Below are 18,268 nucleotides of genomic sequence, written 5' to 3'. Positions count from 1 at the left end.
CTCAAAAAATTTATATGAGTGTTTTAATCATGATAAGGTCAACTTGTTCATCATCTCCCATATAAAAGGAGTGAGAGCCAGCTTGTACAAACCCTAATTTTTTATAAAAAGCAATAGCATTTTCATTTTTCTCCCATACGCCTAGCCAAATATTCTTTTTATTATTTGCTATTGCAATTTCGATAGCGTTATTTAGTAGATATTTGCCAAGACCATGTTTTTGAAAGGAGCTCTTTATATAAATTCTCTCGACTTCAAGTGATTCATCGCCCATTTCTTCAGACTGAGCATCATCAGTATTGATCTTCAGATACCCAGCAATTTTATCGTTGAAGTAGACAAAAAAGAATTGAGAAGAGTTATTGGATAATTCTTTTTCTAATTGCTTTAAGTTAAATGCCTTTTCCAAATAATGATGCATATTTTCGGGTGAATTTTGATGTTTAAAAGTTTCATTAAATGTTTCATAACTAATTTCTTGAAGTTTGTGTATATCTTTAAGGGTGCACTTTTCTATATGTGTAGTCATATTAATAGTTCGCTCCTTTATATAATCAATAATCTCTCTTATTTCCCTTTTTTACAAATTCCCAATCTTTTTCTATATTTTTTCTTACTCTTTGAAGAAGGTTAGAAATAGTTTCCGCTTCTGTTTCCGAAAATCCCTCTAATGCAACAGTATTGGAATAATCATTTTCTCTCTTAATGAAAGGATAAACATTTTTTCCTTTTTCTGTCGGGAAAAGTTTTTTAATTTTTTTGTTAGATTCATCTTCTTTCTTTTCGATAAATCCATTGATTTCAAGCTTTTTGATAGCCCGGGCTGCAGTTGTACGATCTACTTTTATCATCTCAGATAGCTTTTCTTGAATGATTCCTGGGTTTTCACATATTCGCACAAGATACAAATACTGACCTTTTGTAAGCTCATATTCTTTAAATTCTATATTACTGATAGAATCTAACGCCCTTGCAATCATGCCAATTTCACGAAGAATTTCTTTCATAATGAACTCCTTATCTTTTATTTTTGTTGCAAATGCAACAATTCGAAGTTACATTTAATATAAAATATTTTTATTGTAAATGCAACAAAAATAACGATGAAGAGGTTGATTAAAATGAAGTATATTTTTTATGTATTAGGAATTTTAATATTAACCCTTGGTATTTCTTTTACAATACAATCAGATCTTGGAACGTCACCTTTTGATGCACTTTTAGTAGGACTTTCTTTAAATGTGGGACTTACTGTGGGAAGCTGGGAAATAATAATAGCTTTATTATTAATATGTTGTAACTCAATTTTAAAAAGACATAGACCAGAGATAATAGGGTTGTTAACAGCATTCATCACGGGTATTGGTATTGATGTGTGGCTATTTTTATTACGCAATTTAATTACACCAGAAATATGGTACAGTAAAATGATTTATTTTGGAATTGGCTTAGTTATTACAGGATTAGGAACTGCGATATATTTACAAACAAATTTTGCTCCCATTCCAATTGACCGATTAACTTTAATCATACAAGAATTAACGAGAACGAATATCTTTATATCGCGAACATGTATTTACCTTATATTCTTAATAATGGCAACGATTTTACATGGACCAATTGGAATTGGAACTATATTAACCGTTTGTTTAGGTGGGCTATTACTGAATTTCTTTATGCCACTTACTAAAAAAGTATTAGATCACTTATTCGTACACCAGAGTACATCACCAAGTTATAAGAGTAATAAAGCAGCTGACCACAATGATAACAAGAGTATCTTCTAAGGAATCCTTTTCTTTTTCTTGCAAAAAATCCAATTGTTTCTTAATGTATTGATGTAGAAGGATGAATAAGAGAGGGTTTAATGAAGATGATACATATTTTATTAGCTGATGATGATAAGCATATTAGAGAGTTGTTACATTATCATTTACAAAAAGAGGGGTTTACAGTTTTTGAAGCAGAAGATGGAAAGGTAGCGCAAGAAGTATTAGAGAAGGAAAATATTCATCTTGCGATCGTAGACATTATGATGCCGTTCGTTGATGGCTATACGTTATGTGAAGAAATTCGGAAGTATCATGATATTCCTGTTATTTTATTAACAGCAAAGGATCAGTTAGTCGATAAAGAAAAAGGATTTATTTCTGGTACAGACGATTATATCGTAAAACCATTTGAACCAGCTGAAGTCATTTTCCGTATGAAAGCTTTATTACGCCGTTATCAAATGCTAAGTGCGGACATAATTACACTTCACGGGACGACAATTGATCGTAAAGGTGTTGAAGTAAAGTGTAACGGGCAGACGATTTTGCTTCCATTAAAGGAATTTGAATTATTATCACAATTAGCTAGTTATCCTGGGAGAACATTTTCAAGAGAAGAATTAATTGAGCTAGTATGGGGAATGGATTTTGAAGGGGATGAACGAACAGTTGATGTTCATGTGAAAAGGCTCCGAGATCGTTTCTCAAAACGAACGGATGATTTTCAAATTACGACAGTACGCGGACTCGGGTATAAGTTGGAGCTGAAATAAAATGAAATCATTATACTCTAGATTTGTTTTTATGACGGTCGGTATTATGCTACTCAGTAGTATTATCGGCTTTTTATTAACGAACGTATATTATCAAGTGAAGTTAAAACCGTATAATAGTGAAAAGATTTTAAAGTATGCGGAAGAAGTTAAATCGTTATATGAAAAGCAAAGCGAAGAAAATCAAGAGGCGTACTTACAATCTATTGCGAAGCTAGGGTATGAAATTTATATTGTCGATGATCAAAAGAATGGAAAGCGTATCGGCAATGCGTTTCGTAAGACGTCTATTAGTGATGATACCGTTCATAAAGTATTGCAAGGGGAAACGTTTAATGGTGTTTCTACATATCCGACTCGTCTATTTATTACTGGTTTTTTCGATAATGAATTAATAAATAGTGTCGGTGTACCGGTAAAGCACGGTGATAAACAGTACGCATTATTTATTCGTCCTGACATTCAAAACCAATTTGGCGAGATGCGAATTTTCTTAGCGGTATTACTTGGGTTTATCGTACTATTAAGTATTATCTTTATAGCGATTGCAGCAGGTTACATCGTTCGTCCCATTCGTAAATTTACGAATGCTACGCAAAAAATTGCGAGTGGGGAATATGAAATTGAATTAGATGTAAAACGAAAAGATGAAATAGGAACGTTATCTACAAGCTTCCAAAAGATGACGAAAAGTATTAAAGAACTCGATGAAATGAGACAAGAATTCGTTTCGAACGTTTCACATGAATTCCAGTCACCGCTTTCTTCCATACAAGGATTTTCGAAGACATTACAAACAGAAAAGATGAGCGTGGAAGAAAGAAACCATTACTTACAAATTATTGAGGGCGAAAGTAAGCGAATGTCTAGTTTATGTAAACAGTTACTTACGCTAGCGTCATTAGATAAAGAAGAGAAAGTTTTACAAATAAAAGAATTCAATTTGCAGAAGCAAATTAAAGACGCCATTTTTATGCTCGAGTGGAAATGGCGTGAGAAAGATATCGCCGTTGAATTTGATGTGCCAGATATCACTATAAAAGGTGATGAAAACTTACTTCATCAAGTATGGAGTAACATTTTTACGAATAGCATTAAGTTTTCAAACGACGGTGGGACCATTGAGTTTTTTGTCGAAGAGTTAGAGTCTAGCGTTATAATCTCGATATCCGATAACGGAATCGGCATGGAAAAAGAAGAAATGGATCGTATTTTTGATCGTTTTTATAAGGTGGATACAGCAAGAGCAAGAAATGTAGAAGGTAGCGGTTTAGGATTATCGATTGTGCAGAAGATTGTTGAACTGCATAACGGAACTGTTTCAGTTTATAGCACGAAAGGGGAAGGGACGACTGTTCGGGTGGAGCTTCCAAAATAGAGGGAAGAGGCTGTTTGGGAACGGCCTCTTCTTTTTGTCGTTAAGTCGATATAATCGAAAAATCGCTGATATAATTTGAGTTGCGCCGATATATTGTGAAAATCGCCGATATAATTCGAGTTGCGCTGATATATTTGAAAAATCGCCGATATAAATTTCACGTACTATCATTCCTGCTATAAAGCCGCACCTTTCCCGCGCTCTTCCTTAAACCGAACCCCAAAAGTATCCGCTGTAATTTCATCAGCTTTTGGCAATGCTCGTAATTTCGGATGGAGTAGCCATACGAGAGAAATAAATAAAATCCCGATGCTAGCGAGTGCGAAAATGAGTTGGCTACTAAATACATTTGCAGCATATCCGCCAATTAAAGAACCGAACGGCATAGCAATTGTGCCCATACTTCGCATAACTGAGTTGATGCGGCCAATATATTGATTTGGAATTAAAATTTGACTAATTGTCGCAAATAATATGTTGGTTGCACCAATCGGTATCCAAGCTAGGCCGAATAAGAAAATAGATAACCATTGAAACGGTACAACTGTAGAGAGAAACCAAAAGATAGCACCAGTCGCAAAGCTAATAATAGATGCGCGGCCAACGTTACGTTTGCCAACCCATGAACTGAATAAAGCACCAATCAGACTACCTGCTGATATAGCAGCTAAGAAGAAGCCATATGATTTCACGCCTCCTAAAGAATCAGCGAAAGAAGGGAGTATGGCCATCGTCATACCGATAGAAAAATTGGCAACAACTGAACCGATTAAGAATACGCTCATTAAGGAACGAAAGACGATTGAAAAACCTTCTTTTAAATCAGAGAAATATTGTTTAGTTGAAAGTGATGTGTTTGCTGCAGTTTGCTGTGGCATTTTCAATGAAAAGAACAAAAGGGCAGTAATCGCGAATGTGAAAGAGTCAATTACATATAAAGAGATTGCGCCAAGTAGTGCTACTAATATTCCAGAAAGAGTCGTACAAATTAAATCGATGCCTTGATACGCAAATGAGAAGAGTGAGTTTCCTTTTAATAATTGTGTTTTATGCAGTAGAAGTGGTAAAGCTTTTGACTGTGCAGGATAGGCGAATTGTTCGATAAAGGCTACGATGGGCATGATGATGAGTAGTAGTTGGACTGTTAATAGGTCGAAGTAGTGTGTAATAGGAATGATTAATATAAGAATGCATTGCAAAACTTGTGTGATGACGAGGGTGTTTTTAATTGGCCATCTATCAACGAATGGGCCGGTAAGAAATTGTAATGCAGAAGGTAGTAACGTAAGGAAACCAGCCAATCCAGAATAAAAAGGATTACCACTTAGCTTATATACGAGCCACATTGCTGCTACGTAATATAAGCTATCTCCTATGTTGGTGAAAATTCTCCCTAAAAATAATAAGAGGAAATTCCGGTTTTTTAATATGTCCACTTTATCTACTCCTTTATAATAAATTTATTCGGTAAAATAAATTTGACCGTTTATCCCGCATTAACGGGCAGTAAGACCTCCATCTCAAAATTCAGCGAAAGCAAAGAAATTAGGTGGGGGATCAACTGCCCGTAAAAGCCCGATTGGTTCAACTAATAATCAGTGGGGGATGAACAAAACCCCACTGATTAAAGTTTCACTTTATGTAAAAAAAATCGTATTACGATTTTTCTTCTTTAATAAATTGCTGCATTGTTCTCTCTGCGATTTGAAGTGCAGTAGTAGAAATATAATAAGGTTTACTATTCGGATCTTTATCTGCACCTTTTGTGATTTCGTTTAATTCAGACATTAATTCATAAAACTTTTTTACCCACACTTGAAATTGTTCTGGCGTAGCATCAAACTCCCAGCAAGATGAAACGTAATTCCACTTAGCTGGGTCTTCACTTGCATTTCGTAATGTAAAAGCTTCCTCTGGTGCAGCGAGAATTTGGCTTTTCGTTCTTTCTATCATTTGTAAAAAGATTTGGCGACCTGATTCGCTTACTATTTCTAAATGAGGTAATAGATCTGTGGCAGGGGTGAAGCCTTTAGCGACAGATTGATAAAACTTTTGAATGATGCCATTCTTTTCTTCTGTATAAACAATCTCTATAAGACTATTCTTTTCTAATTCTTTTAAATGATAATGAATTTTCGCCCTTGAAATGCCGAATTTCTCAGATAGTAATTGTCCAGTATAAGGACGTTCGCATAGACGTATCATCATTTCGGCACGTAGTGGATCGCTTAATGCTTTTAATTGGCTATAAGTAGTGAGTGTTAATACGGGCTTCAATATGATCAACTCCTTGAATTAAATTACTCGGTCAATATTATTTGACTGAATTGTATCAAGGATTCTATTTATTTTCAATACTTTCTGAAAATTTAATCTTTCCTCTGTAATCTTCTGTTCATATTCCGTTCATATTTCTTTTTTATGATAAGTGCATAGAAAGAAAGAGGAAGGAGCGAGCGAAATGTTTTTAGCTCTGCGTGAATTGAAACAATCAAAATTAAGATATGGATTAATCGGACTTATCATGGTTTTATTATCATTTTTAGTCCTTGTGATTTCAGGATTAGCAAATGGATTATCATATGATAATGCTTCATCGATTCAAAATATGGAGGCAAATAAGTTCGTTTTAGCGGATGATGCGGAAAATAAATTACTTCGTTCACAAATTAAGAAAGACGATGTAGATAACGTAGTAAGTCAAGTAGGCGAGAAAGAGGCCGTTCCGTTTCGCGTGAAAGTTTCAACATATGAAAAGAAAGATAGTTCAAAAAAGGTTGATATCGCTATTTTCTCAAGTGAACGCGATACATTTTTGGAACCGAACATTGTAAAAGGTGAGAAATTAGGTACAGCAAACAATGAAATGGTTGCTGATGAATCAATTAAAGAAAAAGGAATTGATATTGGGGATACAATTATTGATCCTGTTTCAAAGAAAGAATTTACAATCGTTGGATTTACGAAAGATCAAATGTTTAGCCATACACCAGTTGTATATGTAAATGAAGACGTATGGGGTGCTATTTCACAACCAAATCAAAAAGATTATAGTGCAATTGCACTGAATACAGATAAAGAAATTAAAAATGCACATGTTATCGACAAAAAAGAAGTACTGCAAAGTATTCCAGGATTTAAAGAAGAGCAAGGAACATTAACGATGATCATTGCGTTCTTACTTGTTATCGCTGCGCTATTAATCGGTGTATTCTTCTATGTCATTACGCTGCAAAAAACACAGCAATTAGGCGTATTAAAAGCGATTGGTACAAAGAACTCGTATTTAGCAAATAGCTTAGTCGTGCAGGCGTTATTCTTATCAGTCGTTGCGATGATAATTAGCATCGTTCTTGTACAAGGATTAGAACAAATTTTACCAACAGGTATGCCGTTCTTATTAACAACACCGATGATTGCACAATATGCAGCAATCTTTATCGTCATTAGTATTTTAGGAACACTTATTTCGTTATATCAAGTATTAAAAGTTGATGCACTAGAAGCAATTGGAGGCGGGATGTAATGACTTCATTATTGAAATTAGACAAAGTAAGTAAAGTGTACGGAGAAGGGAATACGGAAGTAACAGCCCTTCATCCGATATCGCTTGATGTAAAAGCTGGAGAATTTATCGGAATCGTCGGTCCTTCTGGATCAGGGAAAAGTACGTTATTATCAATCGCGGGTGCACTATTATCACCGTCAAAAGGGGATATTTACATTCGTGAGCAAAATATTACGAAGTTATCAGAAAAGGAAATGACAGACATTCGTTTGAAAAAAATCGGCTTCATTTTCCAGTTTGCAAACCTTGTTCCATATTTAAATGTGAAGGAACAGTTACTTTACATTGCTAAGCTGAAAAAAGAAAGTAAACAAGAATCAGAAAAGCGTGCAGATCATTTATTAGCGGCATTTGGATTAGGAGAAAGAAAAAATCATTATCCAAATCAACTATCTGGTGGGGAAAAACAAAGGGTAGCAATTGCTCGTGCGTTCATGAATAACCCAGATTTAATATTAGCGGATGAGCCAACGGCAAGCTTAGACTCAAAACGCGCACGTGAAGTTGTGGAAATGATGAAACGTGAAGTGAAGGAGAGCCAAAAAGCAGCAATTATGATTACACATGATGAAAGAATGCTTGATGTATGTGATCGTATATTGACGCTAAGAGATGGACAATTAATATAAAGAAAAAGGGCCAACCGTACATGCGGTTGGCCTTTGTATAATTATTTCTAATAAGTATAATGGCTTTATTTTGAGAATAACGTTTTAATTTTATTGCGCGCAATTAATAAAACGCCGCCTAATACAGATAACATACCTAAAGCCATATTATTTGATTGCTCACTACCAGCATTAGGAAGTTCTCTAGCATTATTGTTTGCATTTGTAGTACCAGTCTTTGTTTCTGTTTGTTTCGATTGAGATACTTCGTTGATCTTGTTATCTACATTTTGCTTCGTTGTGTGTAACTCAGCTAATTTGTCATCAATTTTTTTCTCAGTATGTTTAAAGTCGTTGATTTTAATATCTAAGTCTTGTTTTTTCTTTGATAAATCGTCTGAAACAGTTTGTTTCGATTGCTTAATTTCGTTAATTTTATTGATTAAATCTTGTCTAGCTTCTTGTAAAGCAGCAAGTTTGTTTTTCACATCCTGCTTAGCTAGTTCTAAGTTAGCAGAAAGACTATCTAAATTGCTTTTAATTTTCTTAAGTTCTTCTAACGTGTTACCAATATTCGGTTTGTTTTCTTTTAGTTCAGCAAGTTTGTCCTCAGCCGTTTGTTTCGCTTTCTTTAACTCAGCTAACTTTTCATCGACTTGTTTTTTAACTTCCTTAAGTTCATTAACCTTTTGATCGATGTTCTCTTTATGCTGCTTAATTTCATTCACTTTTTCATCGACAGTTTGTTTATGTTCTTTAATCTCATTAACCTTATTATCGATATTTTGCTTATGTTCTTTCACTTCAGCAACTTTATCTTCTACTTGTTTTTTATGCTCTTTTATTTCAGCGATTTTATCTTCGGCGATTTGTTTGTCTTGCTGAAGTTTTGCATCGAACTCTTCTTTACGTTGCTTAATTTCGTTAATTTTTTCATCGGCAACTTGTTTACGCTCGTGTAGTTCATTCACCTTCGTATCAACATTTTCCTTAACTTTGTTAAGTTCATTCAATGTTTGATCCACGTTTTCTTTGTGTTGCTGCAATTTCGCATCTAACTCTTGTTTATGTTGTTTAATTTCAGCTAATCGATCTCCCGTACTTTGCTGAGGAGTAGCATCAGTTACTTCCGCATGAGCAGAGTTTGCGCCAGCCATCATCGCTAAAGCTAGTGTAGACGCAGCGATTGTTTGTTTTGTTTTCATATTTTTGTACCTCTTTTCTTTCATATGCATGAACTGTTTTGTGTAAAATTGAGCATATATAAGTAGATTATTTTATTATTATATACCATGTGCGGCGCCCAGAGGAAGTATTTGCATAATAATCTATCATTATGTAATTTTTAAATTCTTTTATTTTGGGGTAGGGGAGAATACTTTAGCTAGATGAACAATTTCTTCTATAGTAGAGTTTACATCTTTGCTATTACGAATTACAAACAAATAATCAGCTTCGTTTTCTACAGGATCCACGACATCCTCGTGAAATGATTCAGCTTGTTGCCGATCGAGTACTTCTTTGAAACTAGAGTAGCTACCTCTAAAAATATTCGTACTTCGCGTGCTTCGAGCCACTCTTTCGTAAAGTACATCATCTGGAATGTCAAAATGAACGAGTATGCGTACATATTCATTTGGCGGAAATAATTCATTTAGTAAATATAGTCGTCCGTTTTTACTGCGATTGGAATTACAAATAATAAGGTGTAAACTCGTATGTTCTTTCGCATAATCAACAATGAATTTTGAAAGGCCGTGCTTAAATGTATTAGCGCCTTCAGGTGGTTGTAATTTTTCATAATGCGCGTTAATAAATTCTGCTTGGTTATCTTGATCCATAACGAAAGAGTGAGGGAACTCTTTTTCTAATTCTCTTGCAAATGTAGTTTTTCCGCTGTGTGTTTTTCCTACTGTAATAATGACGAATCGTTTCATATTGGCCTCCATGTGTATTGTTATAGTCTGGAATATTCTGTGTGAATCGACAATTTTCCTGCTAGAGAATATACAAAGTGTCGGAGTGATAGTAGGCTAAAAACTTGACAAAAAAACTTATTTATGCTATAATTTACCAATATAAAAATAAAGTGTATAATAGGGTTCTCCTGGCCAGGGGAACCCTATTTTTGTTGTGAAAATGAAGGAGTGTATGTGCGTGAAAAAAGGTGAAGCAAGTATAACGTCGTTAGTATCAGCTTTCGGAAGGGCATATCATAGTGAATTTGATAATCCGAAAATCTTTGATGATTATGTAGCTAAAGAGTTCATTTCTCAAAAAGAACGTAACGACATTGAAATGAATATGGTTCAAGGAATACATTTTTTCAATACAGACATTGCACAGCAGTTTCAAGATAATCCACAAGAAATATTAAAATGGATTACACAAGTGCAATTATCACCAACACCTTTAGCGCGTGCGGCATATTGTGAAAGAGTATTACTACACGAGATTACGCTGGGAACGAAACAATACGTTATACTCGGTGCGGGATTAGATACATTTAGTTTTAGACACCGAGAATTAGAGAGTAATATAGAAATATTTGAAGTGGATCATCCTTCTACACAAGGGTTTAAGAAGGAGAGAATAAAAGAAGCAGAACTTGAAGTTCCAAATAATCTTCATTTTATTTCGATGGATTTCACGAAAGGATTTTCCTATGAACAGTTACGGAATGAAGGATTTGAAAATAAAAAGACGTTCTTTAGTCTATTAGGTGTAACGTACTATTTAACGAAAGAGGAACTTTCTAGTTTAATAGAATGTCTATTTGCGATGGTTCCAGAAGGGAGCTCTATCGTTTTCGATTATCCAGATGAAAACTTATTTACAGAAAAGGGACTGTCCAATCGAGTGGAAAATATGGTGAAAATGGCTACAATAGGCGGAGAACCGATGAAATCATGTTTTTCTTATACCGAAATGGAAGCACTATTAGAGAAGGCGGGCTTACTCATTTATGAGCACTTATCACCAGAGGACATAAATACATTATATTTTGAAGGACGAAATGATTATTTAGAAGCTTTTGAGACGGTGCATTATGTGCATGCGGTGAAGAAGTAGGAATTAGTAGGCATGGAGAGGAATCTCTGTGTCTTTTTTTGTGGAAAACAAGAGGATGGGATTTATTGAAAAAGATAATGATAGGTATATTGCTATATGAGTTACTACATCTAAATGAATATCAGGAAGAATGAGGGGTGTCTTTGTATAAATAAACAGAATATTCAACAAAAAACAACAATTATGTTATATAATGATTTTAATAAACCATATTTTAGAAATTAACCCCGATTGTGTAGAAATTATATTTTGTTTGGATAAGCTAAAATGTTTAGCTAAAAGAACTTGTAGTGGGGCTTGCTACAAGTTCTTTTATTTGTAAAATTTCTATTGGATAAAATATGGAAAAAGGGAGGATGTAAGTTTGATAAGAAATTTAAAGAAAGCAGCACTTAATTCGTTAGATGGGAAATGGGGAGTAAGTATAGGGGGATCGGCGTTATACTATTTTGTACCAACTTTAAGTGCATCAGCAATCGCTAGTTTTATATATTTAATACTTGGCCTGTTTATTGGGGTAATTGGTTTGGATGTTTTCTTTATTTATTCAATTGGTGGGCAGCCGCAAGTAGATCCAACAGCAATAGTTTTACTTATTCTAAGTTATTTTTTTATAGGACTGATTTGTTTTTTTATTTACAGTGTCATACAAGGTATCTTTAATTATGGGTATTCTGTTTTCACCTTACGCTTAGGTAAAAATGAAGATGCTAAGGTGGACGATGTATTTGTAGGGTTTAGGAAGAACAATTTGTTTAGATCAATGAAATTAGGAGTATTGCAGGCCATTTTTCTATTTTTATGGAGTCTGTTATTAATTGTTCCAGGTATTATTAAATATTTTTCTTATTCAATGGCATATTACATTTTAATAGAGAATCCGGATTATACAGCAAGTGAAGCATTAAGGGAGAGTAAAAGAATAATGAAAGGGCATAAGTTCAAGTTATTTGTTCTTTGGTTATCTTTTATTGGTTGGTTTTTATTAACTGTATTTATAGGCATGTTTACATTTAATCTATCATTCATATTCATTTCCCCTTATTACAACACAACTGTCTCGCATTTTTACTTAGACTTAATTAAGAAACAGGATGCTAGAGAAGCGAAGGTAAGTATATAAAGAATATAAGTAGTAAGAAAATATGTATAATGTATCTTTTCTCAATTTTGGACATGCAATTAAGCATATCCCTTTTTAATGTGATATTGAAAGAAATAAAGAAGCTGCAATTGGATATGTTTTACTTATAATAATTTGGATAAGGATGTTATAACATTGGAGGAATTTAAAATGGGAAAGAGTGAAATGTTTCAAGATTTTAATTTTAAATTAGTAGTAATTGAAGCTTTATTAGATAAAGAGCCACTATTTTTAAAAGAATTAAAAGACTTAATAGATAAGTATACGAATCATTTTGAATGGTATGCAGGAGCTGGCCCGATTGTTGAAATTAGAGCTTTTTTAGAAGAGTTAATTTTGGAAACAAGTGATTTGGAAAAGATTGAATCCCTTTGCTTTGATGGAGGAAATGAAATTTATCATATTTTAAAGCCAGATTGGGATGGTGAAGACGGTTTATTTGATGTAATATCTGTTGAAGGATTTCAAAATTTAAAAAATCTAAAAACAGTGGAATATATTTCAATGTGTTACCCAAAAGTATTAGAACCATTTAAACAAGCTGGAATTGAAATTGAGGATTAATGAGAGACAAGTTGTATAATAATGGAAGTGATTCTTATTAAGAAAGAGTCACTTTTTCTTATGCAACGAACAAAGCAGAATGGAGGATACTATGATACTAATCGATAATGATGGTGAAGGATACTGGAGTAAAACTGTTGATTTAGGCATTTTAGGTAAATTCAATAGCATTTTTATAGATTTAGATGGATGCGATATAACAGGGGCGACGGATAATATGACTCAAGAAGAAAGGGTAGAAAAAGCTACAAAATATTATGGTAATAGATTCAAAGAGTTAGAAACAAATGTTGGATTTATAAATGAGCAATTTCTAATGTGGATTATAACGCATTTATGTGATATAGAATATCCATTTTGGGAATTTGGTGATGAAGAAGAAAGTAGTGAAGGTTATCCAGATTATATAGTAAAAGAAGAAATAAAAAAATTCGAAGATGAAAATGGACAATTGCAACATGATCCGTATAGTCCAAGTCCGATTTATAGAGAAATTCAGAAATATAATGCATTTAATAATGAAGATAATTTATTAAGCTATGAAATCATAACGAAATATTTACCGGTTCTTGATTTCAAAAAATTTGTAGATACAATTAGACCTAATAGTATAGATACATTTGAAGATAACATAAACTTTCAAGTGAGTAGTGAGGTTTGTGGTGGAATGTTACTTTGTGCTACTTACGGAACAATTTATGCTAATAATGAGCTAGAAGTTACGCATAACTGTTAATACAAAGATTACTGATAGGTATATCGCTACACATCTATTAACTGAAAAATATTAATTACAATCGAGCGTAAAAAAACGCGATTCTTAGTAAAAAATAGTGTTTTTTTACTATTCAAATATGATTACATCTGAATTTAATGAAGATTTCTTCTGCAAAAGTAGTAGTTTTTTTTATTTGAATTTACTACCTCAGTTGGATGTATCATATTTCAATCTCGATAGAATAGTAAAATGGAGTTTATATAGTATATTTTTAATAATTTATTTTATATGTATCGTTTGGATGAAAGAGAGAAGTGCTTGAAGAGTAGTTCTCTTTTTTATCCCGCTTTAATGGGCAGTAAGACCCCCACCTCAAAATTCAGCGAAAGCAAAGAAGTTAGGTGGGGGCGGGCTGCCCATAAAAGTCCGATTGGTGAGGGCTGATAATCAGTGGGGGATGAAGAAAACCCCCACTGATTAAAGTCTCACTTTATTAAGTTTTTGAAACAGCGCATTATGTACATACAGTAAAGAAGTAGAAGATTAGTAGGCATGGGGAGAAATCTTTATGTCTTTTTTTATGAGGATTTTTAATTTTAAAAATATATTGTAAGAAATAATTTACAATTTGTAAAAAATAATTTACAATTATCTAAAGAGGTGTTGCTATTGTTGCATAATAAAATTGTAGTTTGTCGAGCAGAAAAAGGTTGGACCCAAGAAGAACTGGCAACAAGAGTGGGAGTTAGTCGTCAAACTATCGCTACTCTTGAAAAGAATAAATATAACCCTTCTCTAATTCTTGCCTTTAAAATCGCAAATGTATTTGAAAAGTCGTTAACCGACGTATTTGATTATCTAGAGGAGTGATACATATGTTGTTGTTAAAAATTTTGTTATTTGGTTTAATAGTGATAAGTAAGATGTATGTAATAAAATTTCAATCAAGTGATGAAGCAAATGACGAAAGAGGAAGAGCAATTCTATATAAAACAAATAATGCTTTGTACAATATTCTATATTTAGGTATCCTTGCCATTATTGTTTTACAATTAATTGATATTATTCCTTTGAAATTTCTACCTGATTTGTTGTTATATTTTGCACTTTCATTAAGTGTGTTAGGCAGTATTTTTATATTTATCAACAGAAACAGTAAAAATTACTAATACGAGTTAAGTGTTTAATCTTGTTCTGTTAGTTAATTGAACAAAATTTTTTTTAGTAAGCTACAAAAAATAATCAATCTTCTTCATGAAAATTTAAGGAAGCCAAAAGAACCCACACATTTTAATCAAAATGTGTGGGTTCTTCTTTTTATAAAATGAATATTTGTCGTGTGGAATATATCCAATTGATTAACCGAACTAGTATTTTAGGGGGATTAACTGAAATCATAAATATAACTTCATGTCTATCTTGTTGATGAATTTCATTGTCCTCGGATAAAAAATCAGTAAACCCTTTAAGTATGTATTACTTTGGTTTTTATTACAATTTTGTAAGGTAAAGTAATGAAAATCGATAGAACGGGATATTGGAATGGGATACTCTGATTAACGGGTAGAATATTCTGAAAAAAGGGGTAGAACAAATGAAGAATAGACAAAAAGCATCGATAATATGCAAAAGCATTTTATGTTTAATCATTTGTATATTGATTACGAATGAAGCATGGTTTACAAATGTGGTGAGGGCAGAATCGGGTACGTTGACTGATAGGAGTATAGAGGATTTCAAAAAAAAGCTAGATGAACAGGTACCAAAATGGCAGGGGAATTATAATGTATCAGGGGTTGCAATAGGAATTGTACATGAGGGGCGTATTGCTTATACACTTAACTATGGTTATGTAGATAAAAAGACAAAAAAAGCGGTGAGTGATGATACTTTGTTTCAGGCTGGTTCCATATCTAAAAGTCTTACAGCGTGGGGAATCTTGCATCTTGTAGATGAAGGTCGTTTATCACTAGATGATCCCGTTGGAAAATATCTGACCAAATGGAAATTACCTAATTCAGAGTTTAATAATAATGAAGTCAAGATCAGAAGATTATTAAGTCATACAGCAGGGCTGTCTGCACATAAAGGATACCTTGGGGTTGCACCAGGGAAACATCTTGATTCTATCCAGGAGTCTCTGTCTGGAAAAGGATGGCTTAATGAACCAGTGGAGGTTACCAATAAACCAGGTTCAGAAACAATTTACTCTGGTGGCGGATATACAATTTTACAACTTGTAATTGAAGAGGTTACCGGAATACCATTTAATCGCTATATGGAAGAACAAATTATGAAACCTTTAGGAATGAAATCTAGCTCATTCTTACAACGTCCTGAAAATCTTAATCTTTCGAAAGTCTATGGATATTTTGGAGAGGAGGTCCCTAGTTACCAATTTACCGAACAGGCTGCTGCAGGTCTCAAGACAAATGTTACGGATATGATGACATTGATACTTGCAAGCATGGATGCAAATAATAAAGGGAATGGTGTCATCAAAAGTGAACGTGTTGAGGAAATGCAAAAGCCAGTATTAGGGGAGAATGGTTTAGGTATATTTGAAAAAAAACTATCTAATCAATGGAAATTACTTTATCATTCTGGTGACAATCGAGGCTGGCATTCTTTTTATGGTTTCATTCCTAATACAAAGGATGGATTGGTAATCCTTACAAATAGTGAAGGTGGTATAGACTTACGTCAGGATATTTACCACGCATGGATTGAATATGAAACGGGAAAATTACCTGAAAGTTACTTCGCTCTAGCTGAGCAGAGAAAAAATAACTCCATTACATCAATTGTTATTGGAGCCGCACTTGGTATGTACTTGCTACTGTTTGTGATTAGATTGTACAAAGGTAGAAGAACGTTCATTTTTAAGCAAGAGAAGAAATCTTACATCGAATTAGTAGTTAGGACATTTTTACTTATTATTACTGCTGTTCTCGTTTTTTGTGCTGCCGATTTGTGGAGAGTTTTCAGCTTGAATTCCGGTAATACAATAAATTTTATTCTAATAATGGTATGGATTATAACGCTATTAATTAGTGGATTTTTCCCGAAAATTAAAAGTAATAAAAACAACGTATGAAACGAAAAGATTTAACATCAAAATTTACATGTATGTAATGTTAAAGGCTAGAAAGCTAGATTGGCGTGAATCGCTAATTGTGGAGTGCAAAAAACGACAAAATCTCTTAAAAAACACTTAACTTTTTACTCCATCTATCTTTACAATCCCTCCTTATAATGTGAATTGGACAAGCACCTAAGAGAAGGCAGAACATGTCAGTTTGTACATTCTATTATTAGGGGGAGAATTTGTATGAAAAAGACAGTTGCTTCGTTAGTGGTTATGACGGCATTATTACCGACATTTTCAGCACATGCGGAAGGGAAAGAGCAAGTTCGAAAATCAGCTACAACTTTTAATGTTATTAGTGATATTCAAGGGGATTTAGGAGACTTTGATCACGTGTTAAAAGATATGAACAAAGTGACGCCACTTTCTAGAGCGCTTATTATGAATGGGGATATAACGCCAACTGGACAACAGTCACAATATGATGATGTGAAGCGTGTATTAAACAAAAATAAGCATCCCGAGAATGTATGGTCAACTGTTGGGAATCATGAGTTTTATGCTGGTAAATGGACAGCTGATGGGAAGTTATCTCAAAGTACATGGCCAAATGGTGTAACTGAGGAAACTTTATTTAACCGCTATCTGAAATTTAGCGGACAAGAAAAGGTATATCATAAAAAAGAATTAGACGGTTATCCGCTTCTATTTTTAGGAACTGAAAAATATATGAAATACCACGATTCAAAAATGTGGGATGAAGTATATATGAGTGATGAACAATTAGGTTGGTTAAAACAAAATTTAGAAGAGTACAGCCAAAAAGATAAAAACAAGCCGATTTTCATTTTTTCTCATCACGTTTTACCCGATACGGTGTCTGGATCAAGACAATCACCGTACTTACAAGATTATTTAAATGTCGATAAGTTGTATGATATATTAAAAGACTATCCACAAGTTGTTTTCTTTACGAGTCACACGCACTGGGATTTAAACTTACCGGACTGGGCTGGTAAAAAGAAAATTGCAGGCGGAGATAAAAAAGGATTTACTGTTGTAAATACGGGCGGGATTGAAACGGGCTGGATGTCGGCTGGACCAAATGGAGGAGAGAAGACTGCTCCTGATGGTTATTCATTTAAACAAGGGTTGCAAGTGAAAGCATATGGTAGCGATGTAATGGTGACAGCTTATGATTACAAACGTGATAAGGAAATAAAGAAATTATTAATTAGTGATTCGAAAATTGCACAAATGGCACCCAATGTAACCGCTGATGATAGTAAAAACGTAGTTGTCGGTGCAACGGAGTATATGGAGTATAATGTAGAAGGAACGAACGAGTGGCTGACGTATAATCCAGGAAACCTGCCCAAATTTGACGGGGACAAAATCGTATACGTACGCCATAAAGGCGAAATGAATTTAGAACCAGGATTAACACAGTTACTCCGTTTTTCGGCAAATAAGTGATTGGAAGAGGGCCTGCTTTTTAAAGAGTGGGCCTTTTTGTATTGTCGATTTTTGTCGGTAAGTCGATATCTCATGTCGAATCGTCGATATATTGAAAAAATCGTTGA

Annotated in this window: 18 protein-coding genes and 1 pseudogene; 13 read left to right on the top strand and 6 right to left on the bottom strand. The window is 33.8% G+C overall.

Annotation, left to right across the window (positions count from 1 at the left end; translation table 11 throughout):
- Positions 1-10: 10 nt before the first annotated feature.
- Both ACTT1L_RS02530 and ACTT1L_RS02525 read right to left on the bottom strand, forming a co-directional pair.
- Positions 11-529, bottom strand: coding sequence for a GNAT family N-acetyltransferase (locus ACTT1L_RS02530; RefSeq protein WP_000207065.1), 519 nt, complete (start codon positions 527-529; stop codon positions 11-13).
- A gap of 25 nt (positions 530-554) precedes the next feature.
- The gene (locus ACTT1L_RS02525) at positions 555-1,007 is read right to left on the bottom strand and encodes a MarR family winged helix-turn-helix transcriptional regulator (RefSeq protein WP_000658984.1); all 453 of its coding nucleotides are present in this window, start codon (positions 1,005-1,007) and stop codon (positions 555-557) included.
- 114 nt (positions 1,008-1,121) lie between these two features.
- Here ACTT1L_RS02525 and ACTT1L_RS02520 point away from each other — a divergent pair, with 114 nt between their 5' ends.
- The 3 genes from ACTT1L_RS02520 (at position 1,122) to ACTT1L_RS02510 (ending at position 3,923) form a co-directional block, all read left to right on the top strand.
- Positions 1,122-1,787, top strand: a complete 666-nt coding sequence (locus ACTT1L_RS02520; RefSeq protein WP_000873870.1) for a YczE/YyaS/YitT family protein — start codon at positions 1,122-1,124, stop codon at positions 1,785-1,787.
- A gap of 80 nt (positions 1,788-1,867) precedes the next feature.
- Complete coding sequence (locus tag ACTT1L_RS02515; RefSeq protein ID WP_000781974.1) at positions 1,868-2,545, top strand: response regulator transcription factor; 678 nt, start codon at positions 1,868-1,870, stop codon at positions 2,543-2,545.
- A gap of 1 nt (position 2,546) precedes the next feature.
- A complete protein-coding gene (locus tag ACTT1L_RS02510) occupies positions 2,547-3,923 on the top strand; it encodes a sensor histidine kinase (protein ID WP_076873583.1) in 1,377 nt (458 codons plus the stop codon).
- 176 nt (positions 3,924-4,099) lie between these two features.
- Here ACTT1L_RS02510 and ACTT1L_RS02505 read toward each other — a convergent pair whose 3' ends face one another.
- Complete coding sequence (locus ACTT1L_RS02505; protein ID WP_442821775.1) at positions 4,100-5,359, bottom strand: MFS transporter; 1,260 nt, start codon at positions 5,357-5,359, stop codon at positions 4,100-4,102.
- A gap of 220 nt (positions 5,360-5,579) precedes the next feature.
- Positions 5,580-6,200 (bottom strand): ArsR/SmtB family transcription factor, encoded by a 621-nt coding sequence (locus tag ACTT1L_RS02500; RefSeq protein ID WP_061130610.1) that lies wholly within the window; start codon positions 6,198-6,200, stop codon positions 5,580-5,582.
- A 184-nt stretch (positions 6,201-6,384) separates the two neighbouring features.
- Here ACTT1L_RS02500 and ACTT1L_RS02495 point away from each other — a divergent pair, with 184 nt between their 5' ends.
- Entirely contained in the window at positions 6,385-7,449 is a 1,065-nt protein-coding gene (locus tag ACTT1L_RS02495; RefSeq protein WP_000477777.1) for an ABC transporter permease, read from the top strand.
- Positions 7,449-8,120, top strand: coding sequence for an ABC transporter ATP-binding protein (locus ACTT1L_RS02490; RefSeq protein WP_000202587.1), 672 nt, complete (start codon positions 7,449-7,451; stop codon positions 8,118-8,120). Before ACTT1L_RS02495 ends, ACTT1L_RS02490 begins: the two co-directional genes overlap by 1 nt.
- 65 nt (positions 8,121-8,185) lie before the next feature.
- Here the strand turns inward: ACTT1L_RS02490 and ACTT1L_RS02485 are convergent, their stop codons facing one another.
- Both ACTT1L_RS02485 and ACTT1L_RS02480 read right to left on the bottom strand, forming a co-directional pair.
- The gene (locus tag ACTT1L_RS02485) at positions 8,186-9,304 is read right to left on the bottom strand and encodes an LPXTG cell wall anchor domain-containing protein (protein WP_319608979.1); all 1,119 of its coding nucleotides are present in this window, start codon (positions 9,302-9,304) and stop codon (positions 8,186-8,188) included.
- Positions 9,305-9,454: 150 nt separating this feature from the next.
- Complete coding sequence (locus tag ACTT1L_RS02480) at positions 9,455-10,036, bottom strand: AAA family ATPase (RefSeq protein ID WP_442821774.1); 582 nt, start codon at positions 10,034-10,036, stop codon at positions 9,455-9,457.
- Positions 10,037-10,250: 214 nt separating this feature from the next.
- Here ACTT1L_RS02480 and ACTT1L_RS02475 point away from each other — a divergent pair, with 214 nt between their 5' ends.
- The 8 genes and pseudogenes from ACTT1L_RS02475 (at position 10,251) to ACTT1L_RS02440 (ending at position 18,161) form a co-directional block, all read left to right on the top strand.
- Entirely contained in the window at positions 10,251-11,171 is a 921-nt protein-coding gene (locus ACTT1L_RS02475) for a class I SAM-dependent methyltransferase (protein ID WP_163072564.1), read from the top strand.
- Between the two features lie 364 nt (positions 11,172-11,535).
- Entirely contained in the window at positions 11,536-12,294 is a 759-nt protein-coding gene (locus ACTT1L_RS02470; RefSeq protein ID WP_442821773.1) for a DUF975 family protein, read from the top strand.
- Positions 12,295-12,465: 171 nt separating this feature from the next.
- On the top strand, positions 12,466-12,879 hold the full coding sequence (locus ACTT1L_RS02465; RefSeq protein ID WP_061130617.1) for a DUF6892 domain-containing protein: 414 nt from the start codon (positions 12,466-12,468) through the stop codon (positions 12,877-12,879).
- A 91-nt stretch (positions 12,880-12,970) separates the two neighbouring features.
- Positions 12,971-13,615, top strand: a complete 645-nt coding sequence (locus ACTT1L_RS02460; protein ID WP_000600668.1) for a hypothetical protein — start codon at positions 12,971-12,973, stop codon at positions 13,613-13,615.
- A 651-nt stretch (positions 13,616-14,266) separates the two neighbouring features.
- On the top strand, positions 14,267-14,467 hold the full coding sequence (locus ACTT1L_RS02455; RefSeq protein WP_000903050.1) for a helix-turn-helix transcriptional regulator: 201 nt from the start codon (positions 14,267-14,269) through the stop codon (positions 14,465-14,467).
- 5 nt (positions 14,468-14,472) lie between these two features.
- Positions 14,473-14,766 (top strand): hypothetical protein, encoded by a 294-nt coding sequence (locus ACTT1L_RS02450; protein ID WP_000925446.1) that lies wholly within the window; start codon positions 14,473-14,475, stop codon positions 14,764-14,766.
- A 425-nt stretch (positions 14,767-15,191) separates the two neighbouring features.
- Positions 15,192-16,732 (top strand): annotated as a pseudogene (locus ACTT1L_RS02445) (serine hydrolase domain-containing protein).
- A 196-nt stretch (positions 16,733-16,928) separates the two neighbouring features.
- Entirely contained in the window at positions 16,929-18,161 is a 1,233-nt protein-coding gene (locus ACTT1L_RS02440; protein ID WP_071743196.1) for a DUF4073 domain-containing protein, read from the top strand.
- Positions 18,162-18,268: the final 107 nt, after the last annotated feature.

This window comes from Bacillus sp. FH (assembly GCF_052216825.1).
Lineage (GTDB): Bacteria > Bacillota > Bacilli > Bacillales > Bacillaceae_G > Bacillus_A > Bacillus_A paranthracis.
The sequence above is the reverse complement of the archived record's forward strand: the minus strand, read 5'-3'. Positions and strand labels throughout refer to the sequence as shown.

What these genes read in the sequence shown, in the direction of transcription:
- ACTT1L_RS02530 (WP_000207065.1), bottom strand. Translation starts at nt 529, where the DNA reads ATGACTACACATATAGAAAAGTGCACCCTTAAAGATATACACAAACTT.
- ACTT1L_RS02525 (WP_000658984.1), bottom strand. Translation starts at nt 1,007, where the DNA reads ATGAAAGAAATTCTTCGTGAAATTGGCATGATTGCAAGGGCGTTAGAT.
- ACTT1L_RS02520 (WP_000873870.1), top strand. Translation starts at nt 1,122, where the DNA reads ATGAAGTATATTTTTTATGTATTAGGAATTTTAATATTAACCCTTGGT.
- ACTT1L_RS02515 (WP_000781974.1), top strand. Translation starts at nt 1,868, where the DNA reads ATGAAGATGATACATATTTTATTAGCTGATGATGATAAGCATATTAGA.
- ACTT1L_RS02510 (WP_076873583.1), top strand. Translation starts at nt 2,547, where the DNA reads ATGAAATCATTATACTCTAGATTTGTTTTTATGACGGTCGGTATTATG.
- ACTT1L_RS02495 (WP_000477777.1), top strand. Translation starts at nt 6,385, where the DNA reads ATGTTTTTAGCTCTGCGTGAATTGAAACAATCAAAATTAAGATATGGA.
- ACTT1L_RS02490 (WP_000202587.1), top strand. Translation starts at nt 7,449, where the DNA reads ATGACTTCATTATTGAAATTAGACAAAGTAAGTAAAGTGTACGGAGAA.
- ACTT1L_RS02485 (WP_319608979.1), bottom strand. Translation starts at nt 9,304, where the DNA reads ATGAAAACAAAACAAACAATCGCTGCGTCTACACTAGCTTTAGCGATG.
- ACTT1L_RS02480 (WP_442821774.1), bottom strand. Translation starts at nt 10,036, where the DNA reads ATGAAACGATTCGTCATTATTACAGTAGGAAAAACACACAGCGGAAAA.
- ACTT1L_RS02475 (WP_163072564.1), top strand. Translation starts at nt 10,251, where the DNA reads ATGTGCGTGAAAAAAGGTGAAGCAAGTATAACGTCGTTAGTATCAGCT.
- ACTT1L_RS02465 (WP_061130617.1), top strand. Translation starts at nt 12,466, where the DNA reads ATGGGAAAGAGTGAAATGTTTCAAGATTTTAATTTTAAATTAGTAGTA.
- ACTT1L_RS02460 (WP_000600668.1), top strand. Translation starts at nt 12,971, where the DNA reads ATGATACTAATCGATAATGATGGTGAAGGATACTGGAGTAAAACTGTT.
- ACTT1L_RS02450 (WP_000925446.1), top strand. Translation starts at nt 14,473, where the DNA reads ATGTTGTTGTTAAAAATTTTGTTATTTGGTTTAATAGTGATAAGTAAG.
- ACTT1L_RS02440 (WP_071743196.1), top strand. Translation starts at nt 16,929, where the DNA reads ATGAAAAAGACAGTTGCTTCGTTAGTGGTTATGACGGCATTATTACCG.